General features: G+C 49.4%; 9 protein-coding genes. 3 read left to right on the plus strand and 6 right to left on the minus strand.

The genetic code is table 11. The annotated features are described in order from the left end of the window. Positions 1-174: 174 nt before the first annotated feature. From LKK83_RS02835 to LKK83_RS02845, 3 genes are all read right to left on the minus strand, one after another. The gene (locus LKK83_RS02835; RefSeq protein ID WP_324629298.1) at positions 175-600 is read right to left on the minus strand and encodes a DUF7680 family protein; all 426 of its coding nucleotides are present in this window, start codon (positions 598-600) and stop codon (positions 175-177) included. After that, entirely contained in the window at positions 600-3,869 is a 3,270-nt protein-coding gene (locus tag LKK83_RS02840) for an ATP-binding protein (RefSeq protein ID WP_324629299.1), read from the minus strand. The genes LKK83_RS02835 and LKK83_RS02840 overlap by 1 nt, the downstream gene beginning before the upstream one ends. A 519-nt stretch (positions 3,870-4,388) precedes the next feature. Further along, positions 4,389-4,868, minus strand: a complete 480-nt coding sequence (locus tag LKK83_RS02845; protein ID WP_324629300.1) for a hypothetical protein — start codon at positions 4,866-4,868, stop codon at positions 4,389-4,391. A 568-nt stretch (positions 4,869-5,436) separates the two neighbouring features. Between LKK83_RS02845 and LKK83_RS02850 the strand changes: the two genes are divergently transcribed. Further along, positions 5,437-6,738, plus strand: a complete 1,302-nt coding sequence (locus tag LKK83_RS02850) for an O-acetylhomoserine aminocarboxypropyltransferase/cysteine synthase family protein (RefSeq protein ID WP_324629301.1) — start codon at positions 5,437-5,439, stop codon at positions 6,736-6,738. A gap of 345 nt (positions 6,739-7,083) precedes the next feature. Further along, positions 7,084-8,196, plus strand: a complete 1,113-nt coding sequence (gene metX, locus LKK83_RS02855) for a homoserine O-acetyltransferase MetX (protein ID WP_324629302.1) — start codon at positions 7,084-7,086, stop codon at positions 8,194-8,196. Positions 8,197-8,290: 94 nt separating this feature from the next. Here the strand turns inward: metX and thrB are convergent, their stop codons facing one another. The 3 genes from thrB to LKK83_RS02870 form a co-directional block, all read right to left on the minus strand. Continuing rightward, positions 8,291-9,277, minus strand: coding sequence for a homoserine kinase (gene thrB, locus LKK83_RS02860; protein WP_324629303.1), 987 nt, complete (start codon positions 9,275-9,277; stop codon positions 8,291-8,293). Between the two features lie 562 nt (positions 9,278-9,839). Further along, positions 9,840-10,844: a hypothetical protein gene (locus LKK83_RS02865; protein WP_324629304.1), complete on the minus strand. Its 1,005-nt coding sequence runs from the start codon at positions 10,842-10,844 to the stop codon at positions 9,840-9,842. Positions 10,845-11,073: 229 nt separating this feature from the next. After that, positions 11,074-11,925 (minus strand): 3'-5' exonuclease, encoded by an 852-nt coding sequence (locus LKK83_RS02870; RefSeq protein ID WP_324629305.1) that lies wholly within the window; start codon positions 11,923-11,925, stop codon positions 11,074-11,076. 397 nt (positions 11,926-12,322) lie between these two features. Between LKK83_RS02870 and LKK83_RS02875 the strand changes: the two genes are divergently transcribed. After that, on the plus strand, positions 12,323-15,454 hold the full coding sequence (locus LKK83_RS02875; RefSeq protein ID WP_324629307.1) for an SNF2-related protein: 3,132 nt from the start codon (positions 12,323-12,325) through the stop codon (positions 15,452-15,454). Positions 15,455-15,753: the final 299 nt, after the last annotated feature.

A 15,753-nucleotide genomic window follows, 5' to 3' on the forward strand; every position in this document is an offset into this window, starting at 1 on the left:
GTTAACATCTCCAGCCACACCCGCCGGGGGATAAATCCCCCGTCTAATAGCTCAAGTCGGTTGAAACCGACTGAAATCCTTTTACCGTAACGTTTTCAGCCGGTTTTTAACCGGCTTTAGCTATGAGGCGGGGATTTTAATCCCCGCCGGATCCTCGGGTGAGTGCGATCGCGCCTAACTCAACAAAATCCGTAACGCTTTCAAGGCATTTGAGCGATTGCCATTGGCAATTTTGCCAAACCAATAATGCGCCTCCTCATTACTCATTGCCAGTACCCCATCGGTAATCTTGACAATTCGCTCAGTTTTGGAAAGCGGTTGCAGCGCTTGGAACAAAATTGCCAAACTTACCCCGGATTCTTCCGATAAAACATAGGCAGTTCGGCGTTTTTCGGATAAAGTGTTTGGGTCGTAATGATTCTGCTTGAGAACGGTATAAACCGCTTGTTTGGCAAGCACCAACCCATTGCCTTTTAACCGCCCCATGCGCCTCGCCGCTGGACGCTTTTTGGAACCCGCTTTTTTATAAGCGCATTGATACAGCTCCAAGGCAAAGTTATTATTTCCCGTAGGGACGACTCGTAACTGAAACTCTTGCATTAATAGGTAACTTTGGCGGTTAAAATTAAACGCTCAACCGGATTGCGATCCAGATGTTGTTTAATTGTAGCCAATTCTGACCCCGTTGGGACGATCGCCGGTTGAAATGCGATCGCAATTTTCAGGTTGACTTCTGCTTGCACTTCAGGACTATTCAGCAAATTGCTCAACGTCCGGAAAAAGTCCATAAATCCTGCCACTGGCCCTTGATATTCCAATCGCACGAACCGATCGCCGGTTTGCACCGTTGCAGTTTGGTCGATATCGGGTTGGAACCGCTGCAATAGAGCGATCGCCGTTCCCAATTTACGATAGTCCATGATGCGATCGACCGCAATGGTTAGGGATTCTATCGTTGCTACTTTATCATCAGACAGGCGATCGCTCAACTTGGCAAATACCGCATTCACCGTCCCATCCAGTTCGATAATCGGGGATTTTGCCTCGAACAAACTCGGTTGCGTCCCCTCTACAGCATAGCGAGAACCGCCAAACTCTTGCACGCGCGATCGCGTTGCTTCGGGCGAAACCATCGTTTCTCGTTCCAGAGTTTCCCCATTCCCATAATCCGCCACCACGCGAAACTGACAAGGTTGATTCACCGTCGTTTCATACTCGTCCGACGGGCGATAATCATTGCGAACTAAGGCATCATTGGCATACAAACTCACCGTTAGCGCCCCTTTCGCCCGCCACCGCACTCGCACCAGTTTTTCCGCGTCGGAACTGGGCAACAATTGAGCGCTCAATTCAATCGTTTTCGGGGCAGGCGGTTGCAGAATTCCCCGACGATACAACACCATGCGATCGGAAAATTCCACCGTCTCCGGTAGCGGCATTTTCTCCTCATCGGTTTTAATAAACAACCGTTCTCCCACCTTCAAATCCCAACTTCCTTGTTGCAATCCCTGACGAATCGTATCGCGCAACATTGCCACTTCTGCATCCAAGAGAATATTGAGGCTCAAATCTTTAGCAAACGCATCCCGTAGCGCTTTCGTCGTCCAAAAATCCAACCCCGCAGGCCACACTTTTTGTAAAATAAAAGCCGGGGCAAACGGTTTCGCATCCTCGCCGCGAATCTTGACGCAATCTTTCAGCGCTTTTAAAATCACTTCTTGTTGGTTATTCTTCACCGTACTCGATTCTTCTTGGGCGGGAAGCGTATAGTGCATCAATCCTTTTGGCGCTTTCACCGGATCGTTGGACGGATAGAATAAATGTCGATAGGCATTCGTCAGAGACATCCGCACCGCTAAATCCCCAGATCCTTGCTTTTCTCGCAGTTGCTTTTGCTGAGTTTCCGATAAATCTTGCAGGCGATTTTGACTGTTGAGGATATTGTGAATCGCTTTATATTCTCGGGCTTTTTCCATCGCTGTTTCTAATTCGCGATCGTTCGCCACTAAAAACAGCAGGCGATTGCGGTAGGTGCGAAATTTACCCGATTCTCCGGTGTTGTTAAAAATGCGATCGACCAAAGGCGGCGCTTCATCCATCGAACTGGAAACCGTCGTTTCGTCAAAATCAATTAAACATAACACCACTTCATCGGGTTTGTCATCCACATCCGAGGGACTGTCGGGACTCGACACCAAATCGAACAGTTTTTTAGCAAAAATGCTATCGCGACGCTGACGCAAATCTGCTTTCGCTTCACTGCGTCCCACTTGCTCTTTTTCTTCGGTAATAATTTTATTGATGGAAGGTTCTTCTTTAAATCGAGCTAAATTGGCGATCGGGTCGTAATCCAGATACCACGCCACTGCCAAAATCCGCTCTAAAACGCGCTCGATAAACCCGCTTTCCACACTGGGAGTTAATAACGATAAATTTAACTCTGCTTTGCGAATTCCGGAAGAAATGCCTTGGGTTAGAGAATGCAGAAAAATCGTCCGCGTCACCCAAGTAGAAAAGGGAGGTTTTCCCGCCACTTGCCATTCCTCATCCTGTACTTGTGCGTAAGCGGGTCTCCCATCGGGATTGTAAATATCCGCACCAATGGGGGGACGCATTTGCGGACGTTGCAATCGCGAGGTCAAATCATCGGTAATCTCGCGATCTAAACCGATGGGAATGTGATGGGGGTGAATCATCGGCATCCAAACCTCCGGTTTTTGCCACAAATGCCGCAACACTTGCGCGAATAAACGCAACGCCCCCCGGGTTTTTTGGAATTCGGGAATCGAGGCAATTTTTTTGGTCAGCAGGTTAAACAGTTCGGGGTGAAATGGATAGCTTTGAGCGATCGCTTTGGAATAGCTGGCATCCTTACAGCCTTCCGGTAAATCCAGGCGACTCCCGCGATAAGCACTTAAATATTCCGTTGCTGCTTGTTGCGCCGCATCTTCGCTGACGCTGACAAACATTCGCTGTTTGACAATGTTATAAATTTCAACATCCGTAGAAGGAGTTAAAACCCGTTCTTGCCTTGCCGAAGCACGCCTTGCCTCCTGCAAATCCATCGTTTCTACAGCAGCCTCAGCCTGTATCGCTTCTTGCAAATTGGTGGTTTCTGCCGCAAAGGTATCGGAGATGGAAGCGAGGGAATAAATTAACACCAAATTGTCACAAGAGGCGGCTAAATCCATCAGAGAAAATAAAAATGCCACCACTTGTTCGGCGAGGTCGCTTTTCCCCACAATTTTGGCTTTTGCCGATCGCAAATACCGGGCGATTTCATCCAAAGCGATCGCAGTGGGTTCTCCTCCCATCAACCGTTCCAATACCGAAGTTCCGGGACTGATGCCACTGGTATCGCTACCGCGCAACAATTCATATCCCGGAATTCCCCCGATTTGATAGGCAATTTCCCCCCACAAGGTATAAGTGGTGATGCCGCTATCCGCATGATAAATCCCTTGTTCCGGGTCTAAATCCCGTCCATCCACTGCAGCGACTTGAATCGGACGAGAGGGAATCAAGTTCAAATCCGTAAAGCGATCGAGTCCGGCGATCGCCCGTCCCTGCTTGCAAATGTGCCACAAGGCAATCAAATCGTGGGTTTTCCCCCCGCCAAAACTGGTTTCCAAGCGAATCAAAGGAGACCCCGCCCCCTGTTTGCTCAACCGGGTAAAGGTTTCGCGAATCAGAGTTTTGATGCCATCGGTGGGAAAGGTGTTGGCAAAAAAAGTATCGGCATCTTGGTAAACGTAAGGCGCTTTGCCTTCCACCACCAACCGCAGTTTCGCAGCGAATAAATCGAGTTTGAGTTCCCCTGATAGAATTTCCTCGCGAGGATGACAAGTTTTAAAGATGGATTGCAGCATTGATTTTTGGGGTCGAACAATAACAGACGGACGGATACACCAGTGTTATTTACTAATTTAGCGCAATCTGCGATCGCTGCCATGCTATGATTAAATAAAATTTAATAAACTCCTCTGATTTTTTCTCAGAGGAGTGTGACCCGCAGGCGATCGTCCCTGACTTTCGTGAGTTCTGTGAGGGCGCTGATGCTCGAAGACTGCACCGAGTCATCGATGAGCTGTTGGATGCCCTGGCGCTGGGAGTCGAACCATTCGGAGAGTGGGTTTTTGCTGGCTTTTCGTATAGCTATTTATGTGCGATAGGGCACCGCCCGCCCCTGTGCTGTACCACATGGGTCAACGCATGGGCGATCGCCTTGCGCCCCCCGCAAGTCCCCCTCGCGGGTCTAGGTAAAGTTATCTCAAAAATTAAGACAATTTCGCAACCTATGCCCTCACCGGCAGCAAGTTTATGCTATGGAAAGCTAAAGGGGATGCGATCGCCCCTGGGGGTCTGTGCGGATTCCGGGTGGCACCCCTCTATGGGCGTTCTACCGGCACCACAAACGAACTATTGGCGCGAACGAAACAACAGCTCGTGGAATACTCCCCGAAACTTCTTCTAACATAAAACCAGGGTTTCCCTCGGGTATCGGTAAGAATGCCAAATCCCGCCGGGCCGAGTTCGATTTCAAAGCGCTCCCCGCGATCGAGGGTGCCCACTGGGGACCAGTTGAGAATATCCAGGGTCACGTCGCTTCTCGGACTCGCGATCGCGGGATAAGAATATCGACCCATGCGACAGTTCAACCCATTGGGATCGGGATCGACGACCTTCCAATAGCGATGGGAGGTTCTTCCATAGTCTCCATTTTCGTTCGGTGTGGGAAGTGCTGATGCAGGCAATGCAGAGACTCCACAAGCCAAAATACCAGAGAGTGCAAGGGTGGTTATTTGTTTTAACATCGGGATATACTGCGAAACTAAACTGCGCGATCGCCTCACCGTTTTTACCCCCATTGCCACCTCGGAAATTTTTCTCTATTATGGCTACAACCGTAGCTATGCAATTTTTGGAATTTTGGCGAATTGCCGTTCTCGGGGTGGGGTTGAAATCGGAAACCGGGAGGGAGGCGATCGCTATTTTTCCTCCCCATTCATCCGATTATTTCCCACTTCAGAAGTGACCAGTTCAAGTCATAAGTCACCGGAAATCAAAAGTAGATTGTTCTGGGGGTGACAGAAATGAATAACGGGGGTAAACAATCCGGTAATCTTAGTTAAATTTATCGAATTTTGCAGAAAAAATCCCCTAACGCAGGTATGAATTTAACGAGGTTCAAAATGAGTAAAATTGTAACAAGAGCAACTGGTGCGATCGCCCGCAGGTGGCAATTTACCCGGTTTAAATATTAAGTTTTTTAAAAAACCGGTTTTTCACCCGACATTTAGAGGTATAATGCGGTACACCATTTTGAGTCTGGTGTGGGATGGGCAAAACTCGCCAGGGGCTTTGCATCTGCGCCCGATCTGAAATTGCGTTTCAATTTGTGAAAATCCACCGAAAGTTGAGGAAGTTTGAAGGTTTATGAGCCAAGAACCCAATTACCGCTTTGAAACCCTCCAAGTTCACGCCGGCCAAGAACCGGCACCAGGGACGAATGCCCGCGCCGTTCCGATTTACCAAACCACCTCTTACGTCTTCGACGACGCGGATCACGGAGCGCGCCTGTTTGCCTTGCAAGAATTCGGGAATATTTACACCCGGATCATGAACCCCACCACTGACGTCTTCGAGAAGCGGATCGCAGCGTTAGAGGGGGGAGTAATGGGATTAGCCACCGCCAGCGGGCAAGCCGCGCAATTTTTAGCCCTCAGCACGATTTGCTCTGCGGGAGATAACATCGTCTCCACCAGTTTTCTGTATGGCGGAACCTACAACCAATTTAAAGTCGCCTTTCCGCGATTGGGGATCGACGTAAAATTTGTAGAAGGGGATGACCCGGAAGGATTTCGCAAAGCGATCGACAAAAACACGAAAGCGCTTTATGTGGAAACCATCGGCAATCCGGAGTGCAATATTCCCGATTTTGCCCTGTTATCCCACATTGCCCACGAAAACGGAATTCCCCTGGTTGTAGACAACACCTTTGGTTGTGGCGGCTATTTATGCAGACCCATCGAACATGGAGCCGATATCGTCACCGAATCCGCGACCAAATGGATTGGCGGGCACGGAACTTCTATTGGTGGGGTTATCGTCGATTCGGGTAAATTTGACTGGGGAAATGGGAAATTCCCGGTATTTACCGAACCCTCTCCCGGCTATCATGGGTTAAATTTCTACGAAACCTTCGGGCCGCAAAGTCAGTTTGGCAATATTGCCTTTATCATTCGCGCCCGGGTGGAAGGATTGCGCGACATCGGACCGGCGATGAGTCCGTTTAATGCCTTCTTATTGTTGCAGGGATTAGAAACCCTGTCCCTGCGCGTCCAGCGTCAAGCCGATAATGCGTTGGAACTGGCGCGCTGGTTGTCGAAACATCCCCAAGTCACTTGGGTTAAATATGCCGGACTCGAAGATAATCCCTATCACGAACGGGCGAAAAAATACCTGCGAAATGGCTTTGGCTGCGTGTTGAATTTTGGCATTAAAGGTGGAATGGAAGCCGGACGTGCCTTTATCAATAAGGTCAATTTAGCCAGTCATTTGGCCAACGTAGGCGATGCGAAAACCTTGGTGATTCATCCAGCTTCGACCACTCACCAGCAGCTTTCTGAAGCAGAACAAGCGACTTCTGGCGTGACGCCGGATATGATTCGGGTTGCGGTGGGAATCGAACATATTGATGACATCAAGGAAGATTTCGATCGCGCCTTTAACGGTTAACCCTGACAGGCTGTTGGGTTAAATGGTGCGACGATCGCCACCAAAATGTGGCTTAGTTGGTTTGTGCTAAAATAGGCTAGCGGCGCAGGAGCGCTGCTAGTCCCAAGTTGCTCTCGGACGGTAAAGCCTGAAGGCGAGGGAAGAGGGTTAAAAGAAAATAAGTGTGTGTCCTACACCACAAAAAAAAAGATGCACGCGGGAAAGTATTGAAGTAAAATCTAAAAAAATCTGGGGTAAAGCTTTACCCTAGCAGAGTTAAAATATGACAGCGCACGAAGGCCGATGTATGTCTAGCGCTGGGTGCGCTTTCATAGCAATGAGGCGATCGCGAAAGAAGAAAAAATTATGAAGTACCAATGGTTTATTTCCCCGGAAACGCAGTTTTGCGAACTTCCCCGGCCCGTCATCCTCGAATCGGGAGAAGTCCTGATGGGGGTGCAAGTGGCCTATCGAACCTGGGGAGAACTCAATGCCACCGGAGATAATGCGGTGGTGATTTGCCATGCCTTGACCGGGTGGGCGGATGCGGATCGGTGGTGGGAACCCTTGATCGGACCGGGGAAAGCCCTGGATCCAGAGCGAGATTTCATTATTTGCAGCAACGTATTGGGCAGTTGTTACGGCACCACTGGTCCGATCTCGGTGAATCCCACCACGGGCTGTCCCTACGGGCCGGATTTTCCCCGGATTACGATTCGGGATATGGTGCGGGTACAGGAGGCGCTGCTGGAAACCCTAGGCGTAGAAACAGTGCAACTGGCGATCGGGGGCAGTTTGGGGGGCATGCAGGTGCTAGAATGGGCGGCGCTTTACCCGGAAAAAGTGGAAGCGATCGCCTCGATTGCCGCTTGTGGGCGTCACTCTGCCTGGGCGATGGCGTTAGGCGAAGCGCAGCGACAAACCATCTATGCCGACCCCCACTGGCGAGAAGGCTATTACACCATCGAACAACCTCCCGCCTCGGGAATGGCTGCAGCGCGGATGATGGCCATGTGTACCTATCGCTCTTGGCCGAGTTTCGAGCAAAAATGCGGCAGGGAAAAACAAGAGGATGGACGCTTCGCAATCTCGAGCTATCTGCAATACCAAGGAGAAAAATTCCTCAAACGCTTTGATGCCAATACCTACATCACCCTCTCCCACGCAATGGACGCCCACGATGTGTCGCGCGGGGTGGGGGATTATCACCAAGCATTGGCCAGTATCCAACAACCGGCCCTAATCGTCTCCATTGACTCCGACGTTCTCTATCCCCCCACGGAACAACAAGAACTCGCTTCCTATTTGCCGAATGCCAAACTGGCGTGGTTGCATTCTCCCCACGGTCACGATGCGTTTCTCATCGAAATGGAGCATCTCAACAATATGGTGTTCGACTTTCGCACGCGAGAACTGCACTGGCATCGCCGCAACCACTCCAGAAAGGGACTGACTCCGATCTGGCGCTTGGAGAATTGAATGCCGGGGAATGTGGGACGCCGCTGTGAATCCGTCCCACGGGTTTGTTTCCCCTGCGCCGCCCGGATGACTCACCCGGCGCGGGTCACGTGACTCAAGAAAGCGGTTTGGGATGCAAGGAGTTTGACGCCACACAGCGGGTTCCGTGGGGGTCGAGGGTAACGGCTTTTGCCTGGGCGAGCACACCGCACTCTTGCCAGGTTTCCTGCATGGCGATCGCCACCGTATCGGCTTTCCCTGCAGGGCTGAGCGCCAGTAACGTCGGGCCTGCACCGCTAATGGCCAATCCATAGGCACCGGCATCTAAGGCGGCTTCATATACGGTTTGATATCCCGGAATTAACGCTTGTCGGTAAGGCTGATGGATGCGATCGCCCATCGCCACGCGCAACCACTTCCCGTTCCCGGTTTCCAATCCGCGCAACAATAACCCTAAATGGGCGGTGTTGAAAATAGCATCGGCCCGAGTGTAGTGCTGCGGTAAGACGTTGCGCGCTTTTTCCGTGGAGAGTTCAAAATCCGGAATCGCCACCACCGGTACCACTTCGGGATGCCAAGGAATTTCGCAAATCTCCCAGTGTGGACTAAGGGAGTTTTTCCCGTTGCGACAATCTTGCGCGGCTAAACGACAGCCTCCCAATAGGGCGGGGACGACGTTATCTGGGTGTTTTTCCATCGCGATCGCCAGTCGGATCACCTCCTGTTGGGGTAAGGGCAAGCCGGCGAGATAATTGGCACCCATTAATCCCCCGGCGATCGCGGTGGCGGAACTGCCCAATCCTCTGGCTAACGGCACGCCCAGTTCGATTTCGAGGTGTAACGGCGGCGGCGCTTCGCCGATGTAGTCGTACAATTTGACAAAGGATTTATAAACCAAGTTGGTGGCGTCGGTACTGACGCGATCGGCTTCTAAACCTTTGACGGAAACGAACAGGGAGCGATCGGCGGGCAGATCCGCATCCAGGTGGGAAAATTTAAACCGATTGTACAGCGCTAATGCGGCTCCGATACAGTCAAACCCCGGTCCGAGGTTCGCAGTGGTCGCCGGTACGCTGAGGATAACAGACTCAGTAGAAGACATGAAAGAATTCTCAGGAGAGAGGCGCTGAGGCGCATAACATCTAGATTGCATATTTTAATGGGTAATTCCTGCCAGGTAAATTGACTAAATCCCCTTGACATTTCAAGGGAACTCTAGGCGCTACTTTGAACTCGGATTGCCGTTCCATCGGCGTTGGACTCCCCCCACCTCTCCCAGCCATTTCTTGGAGATTGATGCCCGCTGAGGTGACGGAAAGCCTCAATCGGAGGATTGAAACGCGGCGCTCCAATAATTGCCAGTTTTTTATGAGTAACCAAGGATGCAAATTCTTTTGCCTACCGAACTTAACAACTGCAGCAATAATCAAGGACAAGTGACCGAGGACAAATGACCGAGGACAAATACGCAAGCGTGCCTCTGAGGCTCGCCTTCTTTAAAGATAATGACGGATGTCTCTGGCGCAACGTCATCACTCCTGAGTGGTAAATTTTATCCCCTATTGCAAATTAAATGTATTGGCTTTCGGGGCAAAGTGGCACGGCATGTTAGAGTGCCGCCGCTACATATTCTTATCTTGACATGAGAGCGTCACCACTTACCTTTAAAATTTGCGATTTTTATTCTCTTTGTCGATCGCCCAAGCTCCAATCCAGGCTAATATCCCAATGGCTAAGGGAAAGGCTGCAGAACCAACCGCCCAGAATAACACAGCCACAGCGATCGCCAGCATGGCGGTAATTAAGGCATCGGATTGCACCACTTTGCGCTCTCTGGGGGTGGCACCTAAGATTTGCACCCAAAAATATCCGATCGCCACCGCCGCGATCGCCGCCGCGATCGTGGTTCTATCCGTGACGTTGTTTTCCGCCAACTGTCCCACCCAGCTCTCGGATGCGATCGCGGCACCAAACGCTAAGGCGGCAGATCCGGCCCATCCTAAGTACAGGATATCAATTTTTGCGCCGCCGAGTTTTTTCACCAAAACCCGCAAGAGTAAATGAAACGCCACCGCTAACAGCAGGAATGACAGGGCTAACCCCAATCCCTGTTTGGCAAATCCCGCCCACATCCACGCGCTGGTTTCCACTCCGCGAAACCCCTTGACGATCGCCACGATCGCCGCGACTACCGTGGCGATCGCGCTGACGATCGCTGCAGCGCCGGTGAGAAATTTAATCGCAAAGGCAGTGGTGCAGGTTCTTCTCGGGCCCCCGGAACCGAATGGACCTTTTGCCAAATGCTGCGCGATCGGCCAAAATACCACCAAACCCACGGGTAAGGAGAGGGCCACTTTCGCACTGAAAGCATCCTCAACTCCCACACGGAAAGCATCCTCCACCACCGCACTGAAAGCATCTATCTCCACTACCACTAAACCCCACGCGCCACCGAAGGCGAGTAATAGCGCGAATCCAAGAAGAAATAGCCAGCGTTCCGTCCCCATTGGGTAAGTGCCCGTTAATTGTGTTCGGTTGTCAAAGGATTTTATCTTATTTGCGATCGCCGCGCGATCGAGGGATGGGCTTTTACTCGATTGTCCCGATTTAGGGTGGTGATTTTCCCGGTGAGAATAACATTTTCTGAGATCGACCCATCCCGCAAACATTACAGATTGCCAATCTTCTCAACCGCCAAAAAATGAGGGTGTGCGGAGTCGAGAATGGCAAGAGGCGATCGCCTCTCCTATTTTTCAGGATCCCCATCCTTGTCAGTCCTCTCCCCTCTGTAGATCGCTCCATCGGCCTAAGTTTTATGAAACCATTGGGATCCTAACGATGGCAGAACACTTTAAATGCCCTAATTGGCGAGCGATAAACTCGGTTTGTCCGAGTTGCTTAACTCGGAAAGGAAGTGTTTGGCTTTAAATGCCCTAATTGGCGAGCGATAAACTCGGTTTGTTCGAGTTGCTGAACTCCGAAAGGAAGTCGCTGACTATCCTCCACAGCCATAATCCTCTCCCAGCTTTTGCGCTCGTCAAACCATTGGAATCCTGCTTGTTTGGCTAAATTTCTATCATCATAAGAAACCACAGCCTTGAAGCGTGCTTTGGGCCTCAAGGCTCGTTCAAACATTTCTTCTAAATTTTCCATGCGGTCAAATAGGGCTGCAATCAGTTGGCAATCGGTTAGCGCTCGATGTGCTGTAGAGACCCCAATATCGTGTGCGAGAGCCAAATGGACGAGGGACTGACCGGGTCGTGTTTGCTTCGGCCATTCAAAGTCGTGACAGGTGCAAACCCAAGAGAGCGGCTGACCGTTGGCATTGAATAAGGTGGGGATTGGGATCTCGTCATTTTTAGGAAGGCCAAACCATTTTTTATCGAACTGTGCATTGTGTGCCACTACTAATTCGGCCTCTCGCGCCATATCCGTCAGCATTGCCAACCCTCTATGGGTGAGTTCAACAGTTATATTTCGTAATGCAGTTTCCTTTATCCGGTTGATATGCGCTGCTGGATTGCTGTCGGCAGGGATGAGAGTGGAGCATTCCTGGAGAGCCGTCCGATGCTTGACAGAATACAAGATCGCTCCCACCTCAATGACTTGTCCGCGTTGAATATCCAAATCTGTTGTCTCGGTGTCCACAATCAAAACCCGATCTACGGGTGGCTCCTGAGTCAGGTGTTGAACTGGATTAGCTGGGAGCGTCGTGGTTTCTGGGTTTGGGGGATTTTTTGAGTCCACCATAGAGCCTCCTGGAGAGGTGTTGTATAAATGAACAACATTACTCTAGCATCTGTGGCTTAAAATAACAAACTGTGGCATAATAAAACAACAAACTCGCGAAGCGTCCCCTCGGCATTCCCCCCAGCCGCGCTGGGCGGGTCGCGAAATTTAAGGGTGCTGCCGAGAAATTGACCTCGTTTCGGCACAATATGCACAATATAAAGAAAGCAAGGGCGTAATTGAGGAGGTAAGGAGATGTTGGGTCTAACCTTAAGGAAAGAGTTTCAGGGCAAGCGGCTCAAGGGCACTGCTATTGAACTGGCAAACGATAACAAGACTTGAGCCACTCAGATTCCGGCTCGAGAATTTTTGAAGATTACCTATCCTTCCGGCGATTTGCTGAAAGCGATTGAAGCCATTGAGCCGGATCGAGGTCTCCCATAGTGAATTTGGGGATGGGGTCGTCATCGAACCGCCACGCGAGGGATACGTGCGGGCATTTTTTGGAAGTGGGGAAAAGCAAGTTGCGATCGCTTCTGTCCGCCCTCAACTCTCCCGCAATCAGCCCATTATTGAGGGGGTTAAGGGAACCTGGGAACGCATGCGACAAATTTGGTTAGTCTATCAAGCGCATTTCCTGCCACTAATGGAAAGTGCTGCCTCCCTGACGGCGGCAAAAATTGACTTACTGCCTCACCAAATTGTATTAACCCATCGCATTGCTACCGCCAGTCCTCGACGATTCCTGATTGCTGACGAAGTAGGTTTGGGTAAAACAATTGAAACTGCTTTAATTTTGCGAGAACTCGCGAGTCGCGGTGAAATGAAACGGGCGCTGATGGTGGTTACAGCGGGATTGGTGAACAACTGGCATTATGAATTAAATGAAGTGTTTAATTTAGGGTTTGAGGTATTTGGCAGCGAAGGGGATGTGAGCGATCGCAAATCGAATGCCTTTGCCAAACACGATCGTCTGATTGCGAGTATCGATAGTTTGAAAATGGCAAAACGTCTGAAAAAACTTCAGACTGCGCCCGCTTGGGATTTAGTCGTATTTGACGAAGCTCATCACCTCACTGCCTCTAAAAGCGGCAGTAAAGTACGCAAGACCCAAAAATACAAATTGGCTGAGATGCTCAAAGATAAAACCCGCGATTTATTGTTACTCTCAGCCACTCCCCACCAAGGCGATCGGTTTCGGTTTTGGATGTTGGTTCAGCTTTTAAATTATACCTTATTCACCAATCCAGAAGACATGGTAGAAAATCGCCATCGTCTGAACGCTATCATCTTTCGGCGTACTAAAGCCGATGCTTGCAAAGCCGATGGTTCATTATTATTTGCCCGCCGTCAGGTGGTTACAGAAGCGTTCGTGATGTCAAACTCAAAACGCCGGTTTTACCGGGAACTGCGAACCTATTTAGAAGATGGTTTTGCCCTAGCAAAAAACCAAGGAAATCAAGGACGGGCACTAGGCTTTGTTATGGCAATTTTTCAAAAAATTGCCGCATCGAGTTTTGCAGCAGTCCGCCGCACTCTACAACGTCGGTTGCTGACGCTGACGATTCACGAAGGAATTTTATATGACCAAGCTCTCGATATTGATAAACGAGAAAAACTATATGAGGAAGCCAAACAATTAATTCGGGCTGAGCATCATCTCGGTGATGACCCTATTAGCCGCAGTGAAGCGGATCGGCTTTTTGCCGATTGGAAGCACAGAATTCTCAAAAAAATTGATAATTCTGAATTAGAAATTGCGGCAGATGCTTACAGCAGTAAATTAGCTGCAGATAGTGGAGAGGATGCTGCCGTATCTGTTGTCAACTTAGCACTACCAGAAGAACGCGATCGCATTCATTACCTTCTCAAGTATTTTCCGGAACAGACAGAGACTAAGGTTGAAAAACTCCTTTATGCTCTGGGCAAGTTATGGCATGAAAATCCACAGGAAAAAATTGTCATTTTTGCAACGTATTTAGGAACTGTTAACTCGATAGAACGAGAAATAGAAGCGGCTTATCCAGGTCAGGGTGTGGTGGTGCTTCGGGGTGGCGATCGCGCAAGTAAACTCGCCGCAGAACGCAAGTTCCGTCAAAAAGATGGCCCGAAAGTGTTAATTTGTACTGCAGCAGGACGAGAAGGAATTAACTTGCAGTTTGCCCGCATTTTATTTAACTTTGACCTCCCTTGGAACCCAATGGATATCGAACAGCGAATAGGGCGGATTCATCGGTATGGACAAAATGATACAGCACAAGTTTACCATTTGGTTTTATCCGATACCATTGAAGGAAAAATCTTTTTACTCTTGAATGAGAAACTAAAAGAGATTGCCCAGGGTGTGGGTAAAGTGGACGATCGCGGTAACATTGCTGAAGATTTTCGCTCTCAAATTTTAGGCCAGCTTTCCGAACGCATCAGTTACGATCGCCTCTATCAGGAAGCACTTTCAGATCCAGAGTTAAAACGAACTAAACACGAACTAGCAACCGCTTTAAGGAATGCAGCAGAAGCGCGAAAAGTTGTATTTGAATTATTCCAAGATATTGAAGGATTTAGCATTGATGAATATAAACCCTTGTCCGATGTGAAAGCTGGGATGGATCGGTTAGTGCGCTTTTTGATTTCTGCTGTGGAGGATAAGAAACGAACCATCAAGCGCGTCGATGATGAAATTTTTGATATTTACAGCGAGAGTGGAGAGAAAATCTTGCGGTTTACCACCAGTCGAGAAATCGCACGCGATCGCGACGATGTGGATCTGATGGGTCTGGATCACCCCCTTCTGCAACAAGAACTGCAACGGTGGCAAAATCTCCCTCCTGAAGAACTCGGAGTTGCGATCGCCGATGATGATGGGACATCAGCCATTTTGACCTGGTGGTTAATAGAGATCCAAGGCAAAAAAGGAGAACAGCGATTTGTTCTCAAGTCGTTGGCGATCGATCCAAATGGCAAACGGATTCCTACCATAGAACATCAAGGGGATGATATTTTATTACAAACCCCAACGTTACCCGTTTTAAAAGTGTCAGACCGTCAACGGTTGCTGCAAGATTATTTGGAACCCACCCTCAATCGAGAACTGCAATATCAAGGACTAACTCCAACTCAAGGAGGATTTTCCAGTCAACTGATAGGATGGGTTGAAATCCAAGGAAAAACTGGGAATAATGAAGCTAAGCAATCCCAAGAAGATTTGGCAGAACCGACATTTGGTAAAACAATCCGGCAAGCCAGAAAGACAAAAGGGTACACCCTGAGAGAACTTGCTTGTTTGGTGAATCTGGATTATTCTTATCTCTCTAGACTAGAAAATGAAAAAGCAGAATATGCGCCCAGCGAAGATGCGATTCGTTCTTTAGCACAAGTTCTCGATCTAGATGAGGAAAAGTTAATTTACTTGGTAGGGCGCATTCCCCAAGCTGAAGAAGATTTTCTTAAGAAAAATTCGGACAAACTTCCCAGTTTATTTCGAGTGATGCAGGAAAATCCAGAGTTTGCCGATAAAATTTTTGCAGAAGCTCAAAAAGCTTTAGATTGGTAAGTTTCATCCCTCCTCAAGGGGGGATATTCTACCATTCTTCCCTCGGGATGTTAGAGTTTGCATCCCCCCAGACCCCGAACAAAGGGGCGTAAATCCACAAGCATCTCTAAGACAAATGCCTGAAAAATGCTATCCTATTGGGTTGAAAAAATAATCAGGCATCATCCATTTGTGAGGATAAGAGTACAACCGATAATCCCGATCGCCTCTCTCCATCCAGACTTAACGCAATCCTCGGTCTCGCAACCAAGCATCGGTCCAAATGGCATCGGATTGACACAGAGGCGGTATCGGTTCTC

The organism is Phormidium sp. CCY1219 (genome assembly GCF_035615515.1).
Lineage (GTDB): Bacteria > Cyanobacteriota > Cyanobacteriia > Cyanobacteriales > Laspinemataceae > CCY1219.